Below are 19,617 nucleotides of genomic sequence, written 5' to 3' on the forward strand. Positions count from 1 at the left end.
CCGTACTATTTACCTATCTGTCTGACGGGGGGCTTCGCCTCGGTCTATGGCTGTTTTCCTTCTGATCCGCGGTGCGGCCCCGGAGGACGCGTCCTCCGGGGCCGTACGGCCGTACGCGCACGCCCTCGCGCCGTACGGACAGAAGCGTGCGGTACAGGCCCAGGCATGCCCGAGGCGGGCCGTACGCCCTCGGGGCGGCCCGTCCGGGCATCGGGGGCGTGCTAGGCGCGACGTCCCACGACCCGGGCGAAGCCCAGCAGGCGTCCCCGGTCGGCGTTCAGCAGTTCCACCGAGTCCCGGGCCATCCCCGCCATGAACTCGCTCGGGCTCTCCTCGGCGCACACCTCGCTCCACCGCAGCCAGTCGCGCCAGCCCTCCTCGAGCCAGTCGGCGGTCTCGACCGTCACGGCGCCGGTGCGCGTCCAGTTCCGGTGCCACCAGGCGGGGGAGTGGAACGACCAGAACCCCGTGTCCCAGTGGTCCTTGAGGTGCTCCGGCGGCTCGACGCCGTCGATCTCCTCCCGCACGGACGGCACCACGACCCCGATCCGCCCGCCGGGCTTCAGCAGCCGGGTCAGGGAAGGCAGGTAGAGGTCGTCGGTGCCGAAGTAGTGGTAGGCGTCGACGGAGACGATCGCGTCGAACGACTCCTCGCCGAACGGCAGGTCGTGCGCCTCCGCGTGGACCGGCACCACCCGGTCGGCGACCCCGGCCTCGTCGATCCGGCGGGCGTTGTCGTCGGGCTTGATCCACAGGTCGGCCGCGACGATCTGGACGCCGTACTCGCGGGCCAGGAAGACGGAGGTCAGCGCGCGCCCGCAGCCCAGGTCCAGCACGCGGGCGCCCGCGGGCAGGGAGTCGAGCCGCAGGGCCGGTGCCAGCCACTCCAGCAGCCACAGCGGATGCGGCCCCATCTGGTGTTCGATGAGCCGGCGGGCGTCGTAGGTGTTGCTGCGCGGGTAGCGCGCGTGGGTGATGTCGACCATGGGGAACGTGGGTAGCAGCGGAGACCCCGGTCCCGCACCCGATTTCCCGGGCCGCTACGCTCGCCCGCCATGAGTGGACGCGCCGATTCCGAAACGCACCCCGAGATATCCGCGGCGGACGAGGACTCGGCCGCCACCGTGCCGGACGGACGCGAGGACGCCGCAGGGACGACCGAGGGCGCCGACGACGCCGAGGGCCGCGGTGACGATCCGCAGGACGGCGCCGACGACGCCGAGGGCCACGACGGTGACCCGCAGGACGGTGTCGAGGTCGCGCGCCGGGCCCGCTGGACGGCGACCGGCACGGGAGCCCTGCTCACGCTCGCCGGGGCCGCGGCGTGCCTGCTGCGACTCCGCGACTCGGCCCCGGCCCTCGTCCCGGCCGCCTACGCCGTCGGCGCCGTCGTCTGCGCCGGGGCGGCCCTCCTCGGCCGGCGCGGTCACACCCGACGGGCGCTGTGGCTGTTGATCGCCGGGGTGATGGTGATGGCACTCGGCGATCAGTCGGACTGAGCCGACGGGACGACGGTCCGACCGTGACGGTCGCGGGGGCCGAGACGACAGACCGTGTCCAGTACTCGTGTGAGTTCGCTCCCACTCATGTGAATCACCCCACGAAGGCGCTAAACGATCACATTCGCCTGTAAGAGTGGCTGCATATTGCTCATGCGTTCTTTGCGGGCTGTTCACTCATGAACGACTGTTCCCGGTCAAAGATCCACAATTCGCACATCTGGGAGCACCGTTCGTGGCAGCCCTTGCGTGCTGGTGTCTGCGGCACCGCCTCGCCGTCGTCCTGCTCTGGCTCCTCGCCCTCGGCGGGGTCACCGTCGCCTCCGCCGTCACCGGCCCGGCGTACTCCAACGACTACGAGGTCCCCGGCACCGAGTCGGGCCGCGCCACCCAACTGCTGCGCGAGGGCTTCCCGGGCCTGGGCGGCGACAGCGACACCGTGGTGTGGCACACCACGCCCGGCAGCGTGCGCGACTCCGACGTCGAGCAGACGATGACCCGCACCCTGGACCGGATCGCGACCCTGCCCGGGGTGGCGTCCGTGACCAGCCCCTACAAGGGCCAGGGAGCGGACCGGATCAGCCGCGACGGGCACACGGCGTACGCCACGGTCACCTTCGACCACCCGGCCCAGGACATCCCCGCCACCGAGGCGCAGGCCGTCGTCGGCGCCGCCAAGGCCGCCCAGACCGAGGGTCTCCAGGTGGAGCTGGGCGGCAGCGCCATCGGCGGCACCCAGCCCTCCGGCGGGCACCTCGCCGAGGCCGCCGGCGTGGCCGTGGCCGCCGTGGTGCTCCTGCTCGCCTTCGGCTCGCTCGCCGCGTCCCTGCTGCCCATCGCCACCGCGCTGGTCAGCGTCGGCACCGCCTACGCCGCCATCGAACTCCTCGGCCACGCGATGACCGTGGCCGCCTTCGCGCCCATGCTGGGCGTGCTGATCGGGCTCGGCGTCGGCATCGACTACGCGCTGTTCATCGTCACCCGGCACCGACGCGGTCTCAAACGCGGGCTCGACGTCGATCAGGCGGCCACGAGCGCCGTCGCCACCACCGGACGCGCCGTCGTGTTCGCGGGTGCCACCGTCTGCATCGCGCTGCTGGGCATGTTCGTCCTGCGCCTGGGCTTCCTCGACGGGGTCGCGGTCGCCGCCGCCTCGACGGTCGTCCTCACCGTCGCCGCCTCGGTGACCCTGCTGCCGGCCCTGCTGTCCTGGATCGGCCCGCGGGCACTCAGCCGGCGCGAGCGGCGCAGACTGGCCGAGCACGGGCCCGAACCCGAGGTGCCCACCGGCTTCGCCGCCCGCTGGTCGGCCTTCGTCGAACGCCACCCCAAGCTGCTCGGCGCCCTCGCGCTGGTCGTCGTCACCGTGCTGGCCCTGCCCACGCTCACCCTCCACCTGGGCACCTCCGACCAGGGCAACGACCCCGCGACGTCGACCACCCGCAAGGCCTACGACCTCGTCGCCGAGGGCTTCGGCCCGGGCATCAACGGGCCCCTCACGCTCGTGACGCGGGTCGACGGAGCGGACGACAGACTCGCCCTGGACAACCTCGACGCCACCCTGCGCTCCACCGAGGGCGTCGCCGCGGTCACCCCGGTCACCTACGACACCGGCGGCGGCACCGCCTATCTGACCGTGGTGCCCGACTCCGCGCCCCAGTCCCAGCGCACCAGCGACCTCGTCGACCGGCTGCGCACCGAGGTGCTGCCCCGCGCCGAGACCGGTACCTCCCTCGATGTGCAGGTCGGCGGCGTGACCGCCGGATACGACGACTTCGCCGGCGTGATCATCGGCAGACTGCCGCTGTTCGTGGGCGTCGTCGTCAGCCTCGGCTGCGTCCTGCTCCTGCTCGCCTTCCGGTCCGTCGGCATACCCCTGAAGGCCGCCGTCATGAACGTGGCCGCCGTTGCCGCCGCGTTCGGTGTCGTCGTCGTGATCTTCCAGTGGGGGTGGGGCAGCGAGTTCCTCGGCCTCGGCCGGGCCGGGCCCATCGAGCCGTTCCTGCCCGTGATCATGGTGTCGGTGCTCTTCGGACTCTCCATGGACTACCAGGTCTTCCTGGTCAGCCGGATGTACGAGGAGTGGCTGGAGACCGGCGACAACCGCCGTGCGGTCCGCGTCGGCCTCGCCGAGACCAGCCGCGTGATCAACTCCGCCGCGGTCATCATGATCTCGGTCTTCCTCGCCTTCGTGCTCGGCGGCGACCGGGTGATCGCCATGTTCGGCATCGGTCTCGCCGCCGCCGTCGCCATCGACGCCTTCGTGCTGCGCACCCTGCTGGTGCCCGCCCTGATGCATCTGCTGGGCCGTGCCAACTGGTGGCTGCCACGCCGGCTGGACCGCGTACTGCCCCGGATCAGCATCGAGCCGCCGGAGTGCCGTGCCGCCCATGACCGGCTCACCGACGTCATGGACGAACTGGCGAAGCAGACGCAGCAGGACGTACGCGACACCTCCGGGTGACGACGGAGCGCCGTCGCGGCCTCCGGAGCCCCGGCACGCCCAGGGGCCCCTCGCCCACCGTGCCGGTGCCCGAGTCGCTTCCGGCACGGGCGCGTGCCGGGCAGAAAGATCGTCGACGTTCCTTAAGGGACCTCTCAGACAGCATCCGTGCGGTGCGGCCCATGGCAACCAAGACTGCGGACCAGGCCGCGACCGAGAGCACCGAGGCCGCCGAGGCACCTGAGACCGCCGAGGCGACCGAATTGTCGAACGACGAGGCAAGGGCACAAGGCCCGGACGACACGGCGGGTACGGACGACGTGGAGGCGGCCGGCACCGAGGCCGGTGCCGGTGGCACGGAAGGCGCGGGGCCCTCGGGCGTCGTGCAGGGCGCCGGCGCCGTCGTCTCCGCCGCGCTGGGCCTGGTCTCGCTGAGCGGCAGCTGGCTCGGCACCGTCGCGGGCGCGCGTGAGCAGCTGATCGGCCAGCTGCGGACCTCCACCTCCGCGAGCGTCGCACGGCAGATCAAGGAGGTCTACGGCGACGCCTGGCACACCACCGCGCTGTGGGGCGGGCTGTTCGCGCTCCTCGCCCTCGTCGTCGGCGTCGTGGTCCTCGCCCGGCCCGCGTTCGGCACCACGGGCAGCCCGCAGGCGCCCTGGATCAAGTCGGTCGCCTGGGCGGGCGTCACACTCGGCGTCCTCGGGCTGCTGCTGGCCGTCCTGAAGTACACCGACGCGCTGCTCGCCCTCCCGTCCGCCTGAGCGGGGCCGTGAACCGCGAGCCGGAGAGGGGCCTTACGGCCGCCGTAGGTACCTTAGGGCGACCTTGGGGCCCCTCTTGCAGATCTAAGGTCCTGGGCGGCGCCGAAGATGCGGAAGTAGCCCGATGCGGCCCGGCCCCCTGGGAGACGAAGGTGGTCAGCGAGCACCGAAGCGGTGTTCGGACACCATCTCTCAGGGAGCCACCATGTACGGGTACGAACTCCACCAGCTGCGTTCCGCCGAGCTGCGCCGCGAGGCCGACCGGGCGCGCCTGGTCCGCGAGGCGCTGCGCGCCCGCCGCGCCGCCCGGCGGTCCGCCGCCCACGACGCCCCCGAAGCGGAGTCGCATAGTGGCGCCCCCCGGCGGCACCGGTTCACCCCGGCCGCGTGAACACGGGAGAGCAGAGGGGCGTCGGCTCCACGGTGGCCCGCCGGCCCCGTCCGTCCGGGGCCGACCGGACCGTCCAGCCGAAAAACGGTGCCGCGCTGTCGGACCCGCATGCGATGCTCGAGTCCGTGGAGACCAGGTCCGTCAGTCCCGTGTTCGTGGGCCGCGCGAACGAGTTGGACACGCTGCACGACGCTCTCGCCCACGCGGCCGGGGGAGAGCCGCAGGCGCTGCTGCTCGGCGGTGAGGCCGGTGTCGGCAAGACCCGGCTGATCGAGGAGTTCGCCGCGTCCGCCGCCCGCCGGGGCGCCGTCGTCGCGGTCGGCGGCTGTGTGGAGATCGGCGCGGACGGACTGCCGTTCGCGCCGTTCTCCACCGCGCTGCGCGCCCTGCGCCGGGAGGCGCCCGACGCGTTCGCCGCCGCGGCCGCCGGACAGGAGGAAGAGCTCGCCCGGCTGCTGCCCGAACTGGGCGAGCAGCCCGTCACGCGCGGCACGGGCCGGCACGACGAGGACGGCATGGCCCGCCTGTTCGAACTCACCGCCCGCCTGCTGGAGCAGGTCGCCGCCGACCGCACCGTGGTCCTGGCCCTGGAGGACCTGCACTGGGCCGACGCCTCCACCCGGCACCTCCTGGCCTACCTCTTCCGCACCCTGCGCACCGGCCGCCTGGTCGTCCTGGCCAGCTATCGCTCCGACGACATCCACCGCCGTCACCCGCTGCGCCCCCTGCTCGCCGAACTCGACCGGCTCCGCGCGGTCCACCGCGTCGAACTCGCCCGCTTCACCCGCCAGGAGGTCGGCCGTCAGATCGCCGGCATCCTCGCCGCCGAACCGGCCGCCGCCCAGGTGGACGAGATCTTCCAGCGCTCCGACGGCAACGCCTTCTTCGTCGAGGAACTCGCCTGCTGCGCCGCGGAGGGCTGCGCCGCCCTCAGCGACTCCCTGCGCGACCTGCTCCTCGTCCGCGTCGAGGCACTGCCCGAGTCCGCCCAGCGGGTCGTCCGGATCGTCGCCGAGGGCGGCTCCACGGTCGAGTACCGGCTGCTGGCGGCCGTGGCCCGGCTCGCCGAGGACGACCTCATCGAGGCGCTGAGGGCCGCCGTCAACGTCAACATCCTCGTCGCCGCACGCACCGGCGACGGCTACCGCTTCCGGCACTCCCTGGTCCGCGAGGCCGTCAGCGACGACCTGCTGCCCGGCGAACGCTCCCGCCTCAACCGCCGCTACGCCGAGGCCCTGGAGGCCGATCCGACGCTCGTCCCCGCCGACCAGCGCGTCATGCGGCTGGCCAGCTACTGGTACCACGCCCACGACCCGGCCAAAGCCCTGCCCGCCGTCCTGGACGCCTCCGTCACGGCCCGCGCCCGGCACGCCTACAGCGAACAACTCAGGCTCTTGGAACGGGCGATGGAACTGTGGGACTCCGCACCGGAGGAGGTGCGGTCCCGGCTGCGGCCCGTGGACTACACCGAGGTCTACCCTCCCTGCGGCTGCGACCCGGCGACCACACCCCTGCGCTACCTCGATCTGATGGCGGAAGCAGCCGTAGCCGGCCGCCTCTGCGGCGAGCGGGAACGCGCCCTGAAGATCACCAAGCGGGCGCTGCGCCTGCTGGACGAGGAGCACGACCCGCTCCGGGCCGCCTGGTTCTGGGTCCAGCGCTCCCGGCTGGTCCAGCTGAAGTCCCACGGCGACGGCCGGCGCGAACTGGCCACGGCCCAGGAGCTGGTGCGCGGGCTGCCGCCCTCGGAGGTGCATGCCGAGGTGCTGGCCCACGTCGCCAACTGGTCCATGGTCCACCTGCCCGGCCCCGAGGCCTTCTCGGCGGCCGAACGGGCCGTGGAGTACGCACGCATGGTGGGGGCCCGTGAGATAGAGATGACCGCGCGGCTCACCCTCGGCGGGCTCATGGTCGACGCGGGGGACATCGAGACGGGCCTCGCCGAGATGTACGAGGTGAACCGGTGCACGGTGGAGGACGGGATCTCCGCCGTGGCCGGCCGCTCCTACGTGAACCTGCCCTCCGAGCTGGAGGCCGTCGGGCGGTCCCGCGACGCGGTGCCGCTGCTGGAGCAGGGGCTCGCCTACACGCAGAGTCATGGCCTGCTGGACCACGAGGCCTGGATCTGGGGCAACCTGGCCGAATCCCTGTTCAGCCTGGGCCGCTGGGACGAGGTGGCCGAGGCGGCCACCCGGTCGGCACGCGTCGGCCGAAGCGCCAAGCCCAGTGCCTTCCATGCGAAGAACCAGGCCGAACTGGCCGTCGCCCGCGGCGACCTGCCCGAGGCGGCGCGTCAGCTCGCCCTCGCCCGGGAGAGCTTCGGCAAGTACGACCACGCCCTGCAGCACGCCCTTCCCCTGGCCCGTCTCTCGATCGCCGTCGCGGCGGGCGAGGGCCGCCTGCTGGACGCCCGGGCCGAACTCCAGGACGTCCTGGAGACCGGTTTCCCGCCCGGAACCCAGCGCTACGGCTGGCCCCTGCTGCTCACCGCCGCCACCGTGGAGGTCCGCGCGGCCGGACTGCCCGCCGCCGATCCCGGCCGTCCCGCAATCCTCGACCGCATCCGTCAGGCCATGCGGACGTTGACCGTCAAGGTGCCCGTCTGGCAGGCGTACGAACGCTGGGTGCGCGCCGAGCTGCTGCGGGCCGAGGGCCAGTTCCGCGCCGACGACTGGGCCGAGATCGTCGCCGTCTTCGAAACCCTGGAGCGCCCCTACGACCTCGCCCGGGCCCGCTTCCGCCTGGCCGAGTCCCTGCTGCACTCCGGCGAGGACGGGCGGGAGCGCGCCGCGGAGCTGCTCCGCCTGGCCCAGGCCGTCGCCGAGCACCTGGGCGCCCGTCCGCTGGCCGACTCGGTGGCCGTGCTCGCCCAGCGCGCCCGCCTGTCCCTGGCCCACGCCCCGCAGCGGGGCCTTGTCCCGGCCGACCCCGCCGAGTCCCTCGGGCTGACCAGCCGCGAACGCGACGTGCTGCGCCTGGTCGCGCTGGGCCGCACCAACCGCCAGATAGCCGAGGAACTGTTCATCTCGCCCAAGACGGCCAGCGTCCACGTCTCGAACATCCTCGGCAAGCTCGGCGTCTCCGGCCGCGGCGAGGCGGCGGCGGTGGCGCACCGGATGGAGCTGTTCCCGCAGGACACACTCACTGCCCCGACGGCGGGGTGAGCCGTACGGTGGACACCAGGAAGGGGCCATCGTGTTCGACATCTTCGAGGAACTCTTCGCGCCCGGCCGCAAGCACACCCGGGACGAGCGGAAGCGGCTGGAACTGACCCGGGAGGACGTCGGGGACAACGATCCGGGGCGCGGACCCATCGATCTCGCCTCGGGGAAGGTCGTCGTACGGCCGCCCAGGAGGTCCCGCGACGACGCCGAGCCCGGCGATGAGTGAGCCCGCCGTCACGTCACCTCCAGCTCCAGGATCCGGTCGTCGCCCTTCCTGGGGTCCCCGCGGCCGTCCGTGTTGCTGGTGACCAGCCAGAGCTTGTCGCCGCCGGCCGCGACCACCGTGCGCAGCCGGCCGTAGGCGTCCGTCAGGAACGCCTGGGGCGGTGCCGAGGCCTCCGTGCCCTTCAGGGGGATCCGCCACAGGCGCCGGCCCCTCAGGCCGGCCATCCAGACGGAGCCCTCGGCGTAGGCGATGCCGCTGGGGGAGGCCTGGTCCGTGTGCCACTGGTCGATCGGGTTGTGGTACTTCGGGTCGCTCGACCTGCCCTCCGCGTCCGGCCAGCCGTAGTTGTCGCCGGGTTTGATCGCGTTCAGCTCGTCCCAGGTGTCCTGGCCGAACTCCGAGGCGAACAGCCGCTGCTTGCCGTCCCAGGCCAGGCCCTGCACATTGCGGTGGCCGTAGGTGTAGACGGGGGAGCCGGGGAAGGGGTTGCCCGGCGCGGGCCGGCCCTCCGGGGTCAGCCGCAGGATCTTGCCGCCCAGGGACTTCCTGTCCTGGGCCAGGCCCCGCTCGCCGCTCTCGCCCGTGCCCGCGTACAGCATGCCGTCGGGGCCGAAGGCGATCCGGCCGCCGTTGTGGATGATTCCCTTGGGGATGCCCTTGAAGACGGTGTCGGGTGCGCCGAGCTGTTCGCCGGCCGGCTTCTTCGGGTCGTACAGCATCCGGACGATGCGGTTGTCCGAGGCCGAGGTGAAGTAGGCGTAGATCATGTGGTCCGAGGCGTAGCCGGGGGAGAGCGCGATGCCGAGGAGGCCGCCCTCGCCCTCCGGCGCCACCCCGGAGACGGTGCCCAGCTCGGTCTGCTTGCCCGTCCTGTCGTCGACCCGGGTGATCGTGGCCTCGTCGCGGGAGGACACGAGGAGACCGCCACCGGGCAGCGGCGCCAGCCCCCAGGGGCTGTCCAGGCCCTCCGCGACCGTGCGCAGCACCCTCACCGAGCCCTTGGCCGGTGGCGCCGTCTCCCCGGGCGCCTGCCCGGAGGGCGAGGACGGGGCGGCCGTCGCACGGCTGGGCGCCGCGCCCTGCCCGGACGGCGTCTCCGGGGAGCCGCACCCCGCCGCCAGCACCAGCACGGCGGCCAGCGTGCCCGTCACAGCTCGTCGTTGCACGATGAAGTCCCTTCGACGCGGCGGGTCCTACTTCCTCATACACCGCCCGCGCCTCCAAGGTTCCCGACTCCGGGATTTCGGCGCTTCCCGGGCGTGCCGCTCGGGGCCCCCGAGGACGCGCGCGGCGCGGGGTCGCCGAGGACCCCGCGCCGGCCCGCCCCTTCAGTCCCACGACTCCTGTGCCGCCGGCAGGCGGCCCAGCTCGGCCAGGTCCTCCGGCGTCAGACGCAGGTCCGCCGCGCCGGCGTTCTCCACGACCCAGCGCTCGTGCTTGGCGCCCGGGACCGGGACCACGTGCGGCCCCTGGGCCAGCACCCAGGCCAGGGCGACCTGGCCCGGAGTGACGTCCTCGCCGTGCCGTGCGGCCACGCGGCGCAGGCCGGCCACGATCGGCTGGTTGGCGGCCATCATGTCGGCGGTGAAACGCGGGTGGCGGGCCCGCAGGTCGTCCGGTTCGAAGCCCTGGCCGGGCGTGAGGGTGCCGGTCAGGAAGCCGTTGCCGAGCGGCATCGCGGCCAGGAAGCCGATGCCGCGCGCCGCGCACCACGGGAGCAGGGACCCAAGCGCCTCCGGCGACCACACCGACAGTTCGGCCTGCACCGCGCCGACCGGGAAGACCTGCTGCACCCGCTCCAGCTGCCGGATCGTTCCGTCGTACAGGTGAGCCCCGGACCGGCGGCCGCCGCGCGCCCCCACGGCGCACAGGCCCAGCGCCCGCACCTTCCCGGCCCGCACCAGCTCCGCCATCGCGCCCCAGGTCTCCTCGACGGGGACCTCCGGGTCCGCGCGATGCAACTGGTAGAGGTCGATCACGTCCGTCTGCAACCGCCGCAGCGACGCGTCGCAGGCCCGCCGCACATAGCCGGGGCGGCCGTTGGCCACGATGTGCTGCTCGCCGACCAGCAGGCCCACCTTCGTCGAGACGAAAGCGACCGACCGCCGCTCCTTCAACACCCGCCCCACCAGCAACTCGTTGGTGAACGGGCCGTACATGTCGGCCGTGTCCAGGAGCGTCGTGCCCAGGTCCAGCGCCCGGTGCACGGCCCTGAGCGACTCCTCCCCCCGCTGCCGCGAGGTGCTGTACGCCCAGCTCATCGGCATGCATCCGAGTCCTACAGCCCCCACCGCGAGTGCCGCCGCGCCGATCGTCCTGCGCTCCACCTCGCCGTAACCCTCCCTCTGTCGCGGCTCACCAACCTAACCTCTGCCTCCTCACGCACCTGGCATAGCCTCCTGAACATGACTGCTGACGTGTGGCTGCCCATCCCGCCCGGCGAGATCGACGGGCTTCCCGAGGGGCCGAACTACCTGTTCTGGGACGGGGGTGAGGACGGCGGCCAGGAGTTCCCCGGAGACCCGGCCGACTGCGTCTTCTACGTGGTCCCGTACATGAAGCCCGCCGGGCTCGGCACCCGCCCGATGTCCCGGATGCGTGCGGTGCGGGTCGTCCAGACGCTGTCCGCCGGCACCGACCACGTCGAGGCCGGCCTGAAGGACCTGCCCGCGGGGGTACGGCTGTGCAACGCGCGCGGTGTGCACGAGGCGAGCACGGCCGAACTCGCCCTCACGCTCGTCCTCGCCTCCCTGCGCGGCATCCCCGACTTCGTGCGGGCCCAGGACCGGGGCGAGTGGCGGGGAGGTTTCCGTCCGGCGCTCGCCGACAGGACCGTCCTCATCGTCGGTTACGGATCCATCGGTGCCGCCATCGAGGACCGGCTCGCGCCCTTCGAGCTCGCGCGGGTGGCGCGCGTGGCGCGCTCCGGGCGCACCACAGCGCGCGGTCCGGTGCATCCGCTCACCGATCTGCCCTCTCTGCTTCCGGAAGCCGATGTCGCCATCCTCTCCACGCCCTTGACAGAGGGCACCCGCGGCCTGGTGGACGCCGAGTTCCTCGCCCGCATGAAGAACGGCGCCCTGCTCGTGAACGTCGCGCGCGGGGCCGTCGTCGACACGAAGGCGCTGCTGGCGGAGGTGGAGACGGGCCGTCTCACCGCGGCCCTCGATGTCACCGATCCCGAGCCGCTGCCCCCCGGCCACCCGTTGTGGCACGCGCCCGGCGTGCTGATCAGCCCGCACGTGGGCGGACCGACATCGGCGTTCCTGCCGCGTGCGAAGCGGCTGCTGACGGGCCAGTTGCACCGTTTCGTGAACCAGGAGCCGCTCGCGAACGTGGTTCTGACGACGGGTGCGTCGGGCGGGTGACCCCGGGCGGGTGAGCCCTTCGGGTACGGACCGCGACCTGCCGGGTGCGGAGCGTACTCGCCTTCCGGTCGTTCGTCACGGAGCGTAGAGCAGCTATGTCCCTGAGTGACCGGACTGGTGTATCGTCCCGGACAGGGGCTGCGCCGCGACCGTTCGGCGCCGGGGACGGACATTTCAGACGCGAGGGGGGCGACGGGCGATGCACGGCCGATGGACGAACGATCCGACGCGGTGGGGCCGCCACCAAAGGCCCTGGCACGCGGCCGCGCGCAGACGGGGTCACCACGGCGGCCACCACAGTCACCACAGCCATCACGGCAGTCGCTCCAGCCGGCACTGCCCGCACAGTCACCACCAGCACCGCAGGCCGACCGGACGCCGCAGGCACACCCATACGCCGCACCTGGACCCGCGGGACCCGGCGGCGCGGACCGGGAGGGACCGGTGAGCCCGCCCCCGCCCGCCCTGCCGGCGCTGGGCGGCGCCCTGCGGCGCCGGTCCGCGCCGAGCACGCTGCGGGCCCGCCCGCAGGCCCCCGCCGGCACCACCCGGAGGCTGGTGCCCCAGCTCGTCCTGGCGCTGATGTGCGCGGGATACGCCGTCGGCGCCGCCTGTGACTGGGGCTCGCACGAGCTCGCGCTGATCATGGGGGACTTCGGGCTGGCCGCCGCGGCCGGCACCGCCGCCGTGTCCTGCGTCGTCTACGGCCGCGGTCATCGCGTCCGCTTCCGCTCCGCCTGGCTGCTGTTCGGCCTCTCCTCGGCGATGGCGGCCCTGGGCAACGGGGTCTGGGGGTGGTACGAGGTCGTCCTCGGCGAGCCCATGCCCAGTCCCAGCTACGCCGACCTGTTCTTCCTCTGCTTCGCGCCCCCCGCGATCGTCGGCCTGCTGGTGCTCGCCAAACGGCCGGTGACCAAAGCCGGTTGGGTGTGCCTGGCGCTGGACGCCTGGCTGATCGGAGGCTCCCTGCTCACGCTGTCCTGGAGCCTCGCGCTGGCCCAGGCCGCGAAGTTCGACGGGCCGAGCGTCGCGCACACCGCGCTCTCGCTGGCGTACCCGCTGCTGGACATCGCTCTGGTCAGCATGGTGCTCGCGCTGCACTTCCGGCGCTCGCCGGTCAACCGCACCGCCGTGAACACCGCGATCGGCGGGCTCGCCCTGACCGTGCTGAGCGACGCCCTGTTCACCTCGCCGCTGCTGCACAGCAGCTACAGCTCCGGGCAACTGCTCGACGCGGGCTGGTTCGCCGGCTCGCTGCTCCTCGCCTACGCCCCCTGGGTCGCGCCCCGCGGCCCTGCGGCCCCCACCGGAGAACAGGAGACGGACCGGCAGACGGAACGCGCCAGGCGCAGGTCCCCGGAGTCGGGCCACACCGCCGACGGGCCGGGGCCCCACGCGGACGAGCCCCGCGCACGCGGGCCCCGCGAGCGCGAGCCCGACACGCACGGGTCTCGCGAGCACGACCGCCGCGGGCATGCCACCGACGGGCACCGGCCGAGCGCGCACGAGCCCACCGGACAGCGGACCGAGGGGCACACGGGTCACGCGCGCGTGGCCGACGGACAGGCCGTGCGGACCGCCGCCGGTACCGCTTCCGCCGAAGACGGACACACCCCCGCCGCCGACGGGCACGCCCCGGCGGCCGACACGCGGGCCGTCCCGGCGGACCGGCACGCGCACGCGGTGGACGGGCCGACGCCCGGACGGCGCCCGGTCCCGCGCGGCCGCGACCGCCGGGCACCCGGGCCCGGCGGCGACGGCGTCCGGTATCCGGCCGGCCGGCCGATCGCCGGCTCCCTCGCCGCGCTCACCCCCTACCTCGCCGCGGCCGTCTGCACGCTGGGGATCCTCTACAACGTGCTCAACGGCCACAGCGTCGACCGCGTGGTGCTGATCACCGCCGGTGCCGTCGTGCTCGCCCTCGTCGTGCGCCAGGGCATCATGCTGCTCGACAACATCACCCTCACCCAGGAACTGGCCCAGAAGGAGAATCACTTCCGCTCCCTGGTGCAGGGCTCCAGCGACGTCATCATGATCGCCGCGCCCAACGGCATCCTGAGGTACGTCTCCCCGGCCGCCGCCGGGGTGTACGGGCGGCCCGCGGAGGAACTGGTGGGCACCGAACTGGCCGGTCTCATCCATCCGGAGGACCTGGGCTGCGTGGTGCACGAGGTGCGCCGCTTCCTCGTCGCCCGCCCGGAGGAGGAACCCACCACACGCATCGAGTGCCGGTTCCGCTCCGGAGACGGCGGCTGGCTCAACGTGGAATCGACGGTCAACCGGCACCACGGCGGACTGATCTTCAACAGCCGGGACGTCACCGAGCGAGTCCGCCTCCAGGCGCAGTTGCAGCACAACGCCGAGCACGACCCGCTCACGGACCTGCCCAACCGCGCGCTGTTCACCCGGCGCGTGCAGCAGGCACTGTCCGGCCGCCGCTCCACCGACCGCGGCACCGCCGTGCTCTTCATCGACCTGGACGGCTTCAAGGCCGTCAACGACACGATCGGGCACCAGGCCGGGGACGAGCTGCTCGCCCAGGCCGCCCGCAGACTCCAGGAGGCGGTCCGGCACGGGGACACCGCCTCCCGCCTGGGCGGCGACGAGTTCGCGGCCCTCATCGTCGGGGACGGCACCCGCGACCGCACCGCCCGCGAAGGGCACATCCTGGAGCTCGCCGACCGCCTCAGGGTGACCCTCTCGCAGCCGTACCTCATCGACGGCAACGATGTCCGCGTCGCCGCCTCCATCGGGGTGGCCTTCGCCGAACCGGGGTTGGGCGCGGGGGAGCTGCTGCGCAACGCCGACCTGGCCATGTACCGGGCGAAGGCGGCCGGAAAGGGCCGCGTCGAGCTGTACAAGCCGCAGATGCAGCAGGACGTCGTGCGCAAGGCGGAACTGGTCGGCCGGCTCAGGTCCGCCCTGCACGACGGCGAGTTCACGCTGCTGCACCAGCCGGTGGTCTGCCTGGAGACCGGCCGGATCACATCGGTCGCGGCGCAGGCGCGCTGGCGCTCCTCCCAGGGGGTGCTCTTCACTCCCGCCGATTTCCTGCGGGTCGCCGAGGACGGCGACAAGGCGGCCGAACTGGGCCGCTGGATGCTGGAGGAGGTCGTGGAGCAGGCCTCCGAGCGCGCTCGGGACGGTCTGAGCGTGTCCGTGGTGGTCCGGGTGGGCGCCCGCCGTCTGGTGGACCGCTCGCTGCCGCCCGGCACCGTGGAGGCCCTGCTGACCCGGCACGGGCTGCCGTCCGGAGACCTGGTGATCGAACTGTCGGACACCGACCCACGGGTCTCCCTGGACGAGCTGGAGCGGCGGCTGGCCGGCCTCAGACGCCTCGGCGTCCGGATCGCGCTGGACGGCTTCGGCAGCGGCCACGGGGCCATCACGGCCCTCAGAAGGCTCCCCGTGGACGTGCTCAAGCTCGACCGCGGCCTGGTCGAGGGCGTCGTCGAGTCAGCCCGGCTGCACAAGATCACCGGGGGGCTGCTGCGCATCGCCGGGGACCTCGGACTCCAGTCGCTGGCCGAGGGCGTGGACCTGCCCGAACAGGTCGCCGCCCTGCGCGCGATGGGGTGCACCCATGGGCAGGGCATGGCGTTCTCCGGCCCGCTGGACGAGTACCGGCTGCGCCGGGTGCTTGCCGCCGGCCGCTTCCCCGTGCCGCACGGCCCCGCCGAGCCGGCCTTCGCCGGCGGCGGGCGCGGTGAACGCTCCGTGGAGCGGGGCTCCGGCGTGTACACCGGCGGGATGACCGCGGTCCTCGGGGGCGGGACGACCCTGCGACCACATGATGAGACTCCCGTCCCACCCACTTGACACCGAGTGCGTGCCGGGGGGAGGGTCAGTGCCATGCGCACCCGAATTCTCGTACTTGGACGGCGCGTCGGCTGAGCTGGGACCCACCGGAGAGACACCCCGGAATCCCCAGCGACCCTCACCGGCGCGCTCCCCTCGCTTGCCTCACGGCACGAGGGGTTTTTTGTTGCACGGGCACCTGCCGCACAGCAGCCCGAAACCGTGCGAACCTGGCGAAAGCCGACACCCGAACCCTCGCAGAACCTCAGCATCGAGAAGAGAATGCCGATGACCGAGCAGGCCTCCGGGGCCCACCATCCGCAGCCGCGGCCCCGTTCCTCAGGACAGCAGTCCGCGCCCGTCGAGCACGTCACGGGTGCGCAGTCCCTCATCCGCTCTCTCGAGGAGGTCGGCGCCGACACCGTATTCGGCATTCCCGGCGGCACGATCCTTCCGGCGTACGACCCGCTGATGGACTCCGGCCGCGTGCGTCACGTCCTGGTCCGGCACGAGCAGGGCGCCGGCCACGCCGCCACCGGCTACGCGCAGGCCACCGGCAAGGTCGGCGTCTGCATGGCGACCTCGGGACCCGGCGCCACCAACCTGGTCACGCCGATCGCCGACGCCAACATGGACTCCGTGCCGCTGGTCGCGATCACCGGGCAGGTGGTGTCCTCGTCGATCGGCACGGACGCCTTCCAGGAGGCGGACATCGTCGGCATCACGATGCCGATCACCAAGCACAGCTTCCTGGTCACCAAGGCCGAGGACATCCCCCGGGTGATCGCGCAGGCGTTCCACATCGCCTCCACCGGCCGCCCCGGACCGGTCCTGGTCGACATCCCCAAGGACATCCTCCAGAAGAAGACCACCTTCTCCTGGCCGCCGGTCATGGACCTGCCCGGCTACCGCCCGGTCACCAAGCCGCACGCCAAGCAGATCCGCGAGGCGGCCAAGCTCATCACCGCCGCGAAGCGCCCCGTGCTCTACGTCGGCGGCGGCGTGCTCAAGGCCGGGGCCACCGCCGAGCTGAAGGTCCTCGCCGAACTCACCGGAGCGCCCGTCACCACCACCCTGATGGCGCTCGGCGCATTCCCCGACAGCCACCCGCTGCACGTGGGAATGCCGGGCATGCACGGTGCGGTCACCGCCGTCACCGCGCTGCAGAAGGCCGACCTGATCGTCGCCCTCGGAGCCCGCTTCGACGATCGCGTCACCGGCAGGCTGGACAGCTTCGCCCCGTACGCCAAGATCGTCCACGCCGACATCGACCCGGCCGAGATCGGCAAGAACCGCGCCGCCGACGTGCCGATCGTCGGCGACGCCCGCGAGGTGATCGCCGACCTGATCCAGGCCGTCCAGAAGGAGCACAGCGAGGGCCAGAGGGGCGACTACAGCGCCTGGTGGAAGGACCTCAGCCGCTGGCGCGACACCTACCCGCTCGGCTACGACCAGCCCGAGGACGGCTCGCTCTCCCCGCAGCAGGTCATCGAGCGCATCGGACAGCTCGCCCCCGAGGACACGATCTTCGCGGCGGGTGTCGGCCAGCACCAGATGTGGGCCGCGCACTTCATCCAGTACGACAAGCCCGCCACCTGGCTGAACTCCGGTGGCGCCGGAACCATGGGCTACGCCGTCCCGGCCGCCATGGGCGCCAAGGCGGGACAGCCCGAGCGGACCGTCTGGGCGATCGACGGCGACGGCTGCTTCCAGATGACCAATCAGGAGCTGACCACCTGCGCCCTGAACAACATCCCGATCAAGGTCGCCGTCATCAACAACGGCGCCCTCGGGATGGTCCGCCAGTGGCAGACCCTGTTCTACAACCAGCGGTACTCCAACACGGTCCTGCACTCCGGTCCGGACGACGTCAACCCCGAGGCCAGGGGCACCCGGGTGCCCGACTTCGTGAAGCTGTCGGAGGCCATGGGCTGCTACGCGATCCGCTGCGAGCGGCCCGAGGACCTGGACAAGGTCATCGAGGAGGCCAACTCCATCAACGACCGCCCGGTCGTCGTCGACTTCATCGTCCACGAGGACGCGATGGTCTGGCCGATGGTCGCCGCCGGCACCTCCAACGACGAGATCATGGCCGCCCGCGACGTCCGCCCCGACTTCGGCGACAACGAGGACGACTGAGAGCCACCGAGGACTTCAGGAAGGTACGACCGTCATGTCCACCAAGCACACGCTCTCGGTCCTGGTCGAGAACACCCCCGGCATCCTCGCCCGGATCGCGGCCCTGTTCTCCCGTCGCGGCTTCAACATCGACTCGCTCGCGGTCGGCGTCACCGAGCACCCGGACATCTCCCGCATCACCATCGTGGTGAGCGTCGAGGACCTGCCCTTGGAACAGGTGACCAAGCAGCTCAACAAGCTCGTCAACGTGCTCAAGATCGTCGAGCTGGAGCCGTCCCAGGCGGTGCAGCGCGAACTGGTCCTGGTGAAGGTGCGCGCCGACAACGAGACGCGCTCCCAGGTCGTCGAGATCGTCCAGCTGTTCCGCGCCAAGACCGTCGACGTCTCCCCGGACGCGGTGACCGTCGAGGCCACCGGGTCCAGCGACAAGCTGTCGGCCATGCTCAAGATGCTGGAGCCGTTCGGCATCAAGGAACTGGTCCAGTCCGGCACGATCGCGATCGGCCGCGGGGCCCGTTCGATCACGGACCGGTCGCTGCGCGCCCTCGACCGGTCGGCTTAGCGGCGTATTCGGGCGGTCGGGGGACACCGGCCGCCCGGATACCGAGACCCCCGAACCTCCCGTCCCCTCACCGGCATACGGTGGGACGCACAACCTGCACACCAAGGAGAGAACCCAAAGTGGCCGAGCTGTTCTACGACGCTGACGCCGACCTGTCCATCATCCAGGGCCGCAAGGTCGCGGTCATCGGCTACGGCAGCCAGGGCCACGCCCACGCCCTGTCGCTGCGCGACTCCGGCGTCGACGTCCGGGTCGGTCTGCACGAGGGCTCGAAGTCCAAGGCCAAGGCCGAGGAGCAGGGCCTGCGTGTGGTCACCCCGGCGGAGGCCGCCGCCGAGGCCGACGTCATCATGATCCTGGTCCCGGACCCGATCCAGGCGCAGGTCTACGAGGAGTCCATCGCCCCGAACCTGAAGGACGGCGACGCGCTGTTCTTCGGCCACGGCTTCAACATCCGCTTCGGCTTCATCAAGCCCCCGGCCGGCGTGGACGTCTGCATGGTCGCTCCGAAGGGCCCGGGCCACCTGGTGCGCCGTCAGTACGAGGAGGGCCGCGGCGTCCCGTGCATCGTGGCCGTCGAGCAGGACGCCTCCGGCAGCGCGTTCGCGCTGGCCCTGTCCTACGCCAAGGGCATCGGCGGCACCCGGGCCGGCGTCATCAAGACCACCTTCACCGAGGAGACCGAGACCGACCTGTTCGGTGAGCAGGCCGTGCTGTGCGGTGGCACCGCCGCCCTGGTGAAGGCCGGCTTCGAGACCCTGGTCGAGGCGGGCTACCAGCCGGAGATCGCCTACTTCGAGTGCCTGCACGAGCTGAAGCTGATCGTCGACCTCATGTACGAGGGCGGCCTGGAGAAGATGCGCTGGTCGATCTCCGAGACCGCCGAGTGGGGCGACTACGTCACCGGCCCGCGCATCATCACCGACGCCACCAAGGCCGAGATGAAGAAGGTCCTGGCCGAGATCCAGGACGGTTCGTTCGCCCGGAACTGGATGGACGAGTACCACGGCGGTCTGAAGAAGTACAACGAGTACAAGAAGCAGGATTCCGAGCACCTGCTGGAGACCACCGGCAAGGAGCTGCGCAAGCTCATGAGCTGGGTGAACGAGGAGGCGTAGGCCTCATGCCGGAGGCCGGGGCGCGGAACGCCCCGGCCTCTTCGGCGGACCGGGGGTAACGTCGGAGTTCACGGTGGACTCGCGGCGTTGTCCACCCCGTCCAGCCACGGACGGGTGATCCTTCCGCAGCGGCGCAATGGGGCGC

General features: G+C 72.3%; 14 protein-coding genes. 11 read left to right on the plus strand and 3 right to left on the minus strand.

Annotated elements, in window-relative coordinates; translation table 11 throughout:
- Positions 1-221: 221 nt before the first annotated feature.
- Positions 222-986 carry a methyltransferase domain-containing protein gene (locus ACWDUZ_RS26515; protein WP_451634318.1) on the minus strand — a complete coding sequence of 255 codons (765 nt, stop codon included), beginning with the start codon at positions 984-986 and terminating at the stop codon, positions 222-224.
- 69 nt (positions 987-1,055) lie between these two features.
- Here ACWDUZ_RS26515 and ACWDUZ_RS26520 point away from each other — a divergent pair, with 69 nt between their 5' ends.
- The 6 genes from ACWDUZ_RS26520 (at position 1,056) to ACWDUZ_RS26545 (ending at position 8,487) form a co-directional block, all read left to right on the plus strand.
- Positions 1,056-1,499, plus strand: a complete 444-nt coding sequence (locus tag ACWDUZ_RS26520; protein ID WP_451634319.1) for a hypothetical protein — start codon at positions 1,056-1,058, stop codon at positions 1,497-1,499.
- A 235-nt stretch (positions 1,500-1,734) separates the two neighbouring features.
- On the plus strand, positions 1,735-3,963 hold the full coding sequence (locus ACWDUZ_RS26525) for an MMPL family transporter (protein ID WP_451634320.1): 2,229 nt from the start codon (positions 1,735-1,737) through the stop codon (positions 3,961-3,963).
- A gap of 161 nt (positions 3,964-4,124) precedes the next feature.
- The gene (locus ACWDUZ_RS26530) at positions 4,125-4,706 is read left to right on the plus strand and encodes a hypothetical protein (protein WP_451634321.1); all 582 of its coding nucleotides are present in this window, start codon (positions 4,125-4,127) and stop codon (positions 4,704-4,706) included.
- Between the two features lie 205 nt (positions 4,707-4,911).
- Positions 4,912-5,097, plus strand: coding sequence for a hypothetical protein (locus ACWDUZ_RS26535; RefSeq protein WP_451634322.1), 186 nt, complete (start codon positions 4,912-4,914; stop codon positions 5,095-5,097).
- A gap of 113 nt (positions 5,098-5,210) precedes the next feature.
- Positions 5,211-8,261, plus strand: a complete 3,051-nt coding sequence (locus ACWDUZ_RS26540) for a helix-turn-helix transcriptional regulator (protein ID WP_451634386.1) — start codon at positions 5,211-5,213, stop codon at positions 8,259-8,261.
- A gap of 31 nt (positions 8,262-8,292) precedes the next feature.
- Positions 8,293-8,487, plus strand: coding sequence for a DUF6191 domain-containing protein (locus ACWDUZ_RS26545; RefSeq protein ID WP_451634323.1), 195 nt, complete (start codon positions 8,293-8,295; stop codon positions 8,485-8,487).
- An 8-nt stretch (positions 8,488-8,495) separates the two neighbouring features.
- Here ACWDUZ_RS26545 and ACWDUZ_RS26550 read toward each other — a convergent pair whose 3' ends face one another.
- Both ACWDUZ_RS26550 and ACWDUZ_RS26555 read right to left on the minus strand, forming a co-directional pair.
- Positions 8,496-9,638, minus strand: coding sequence for a PQQ-dependent sugar dehydrogenase (locus ACWDUZ_RS26550; RefSeq protein WP_451634387.1), 1,143 nt, complete (start codon positions 9,636-9,638; stop codon positions 8,496-8,498).
- Positions 9,639-9,815: 177 nt separating this feature from the next.
- Complete coding sequence (locus tag ACWDUZ_RS26555) at positions 9,816-10,814, minus strand: aldo/keto reductase (protein ID WP_451634324.1); 999 nt, start codon at positions 10,812-10,814, stop codon at positions 9,816-9,818.
- A 78-nt stretch (positions 10,815-10,892) separates the two neighbouring features.
- Between ACWDUZ_RS26555 and ACWDUZ_RS26560 the strand changes: the two genes are divergently transcribed.
- The 5 genes from ACWDUZ_RS26560 (at position 10,893) to ilvC (ending at position 19,472) form a co-directional block, all read left to right on the plus strand.
- Positions 10,893-11,855 carry a 2-hydroxyacid dehydrogenase gene (locus ACWDUZ_RS26560; RefSeq protein ID WP_451634325.1) on the plus strand — a complete coding sequence of 321 codons (963 nt, stop codon included), beginning with the start codon at positions 10,893-10,895 and terminating at the stop codon, positions 11,853-11,855.
- Positions 11,856-12,299: 444 nt separating this feature from the next.
- Positions 12,300-15,674 (plus strand): EAL domain-containing protein, encoded by a 3,375-nt coding sequence (locus ACWDUZ_RS26565; RefSeq protein ID WP_451634326.1) that lies wholly within the window; start codon positions 12,300-12,302, stop codon positions 15,672-15,674.
- A gap of 267 nt (positions 15,675-15,941) precedes the next feature.
- Positions 15,942-17,792, plus strand: a complete 1,851-nt coding sequence (locus tag ACWDUZ_RS26570) for an acetolactate synthase large subunit (protein ID WP_451634327.1) — start codon at positions 15,942-15,944, stop codon at positions 17,790-17,792.
- A 34-nt stretch (positions 17,793-17,826) separates the two neighbouring features.
- On the plus strand, positions 17,827-18,354 hold the full coding sequence (gene ilvN, locus ACWDUZ_RS26575) for an acetolactate synthase small subunit (protein ID WP_451634328.1): 528 nt from the start codon (positions 17,827-17,829) through the stop codon (positions 18,352-18,354).
- A gap of 119 nt (positions 18,355-18,473) precedes the next feature.
- On the plus strand, positions 18,474-19,472 hold the full coding sequence (gene ilvC, locus ACWDUZ_RS26580) for a ketol-acid reductoisomerase (RefSeq protein WP_451634329.1): 999 nt from the start codon (positions 18,474-18,476) through the stop codon (positions 19,470-19,472).
- The last annotated feature ends 145 nt before the right edge of the window (positions 19,473-19,617 follow it).

This window comes from Streptomyces sp. NPDC003393 (genome assembly GCF_053589015.1).

Excerpts from the sequence above, each read along its gene's own strand:
- ACWDUZ_RS26535 (WP_451634322.1), top strand. The coding sequence starts at position 4,912 with ATGTACGGGTACGAACTCCACCAGCTGCGTTCCGCCGAGCTGCGCCGC.
- ACWDUZ_RS26530 (WP_451634321.1), top strand. The coding sequence starts at position 4,125 with ATGGCAACCAAGACTGCGGACCAGGCCGCGACCGAGAGCACCGAGGCC.
- ilvN (WP_451634328.1), top strand. The coding sequence starts at position 17,827 with ATGTCCACCAAGCACACGCTCTCGGTCCTGGTCGAGAACACCCCCGGC.
- ACWDUZ_RS26520 (WP_451634319.1), top strand. The coding sequence starts at position 1,056 with ATGAGTGGACGCGCCGATTCCGAAACGCACCCCGAGATATCCGCGGCG.
- ACWDUZ_RS26540 (WP_451634386.1), top strand. The coding sequence starts at position 5,211 with ATGCTCGAGTCCGTGGAGACCAGGTCCGTCAGTCCCGTGTTCGTGGGC.
- ACWDUZ_RS26515 (WP_451634318.1), bottom strand. The coding sequence starts at position 986 with ATGGTCGACATCACCCACGCGCGCTACCCGCGCAGCAACACCTACGAC.
- ACWDUZ_RS26570 (WP_451634327.1), top strand. The coding sequence starts at position 15,942 with ATGACCGAGCAGGCCTCCGGGGCCCACCATCCGCAGCCGCGGCCCCGT.
- ACWDUZ_RS26560 (WP_451634325.1), top strand. The coding sequence starts at position 10,893 with ATGACTGCTGACGTGTGGCTGCCCATCCCGCCCGGCGAGATCGACGGG.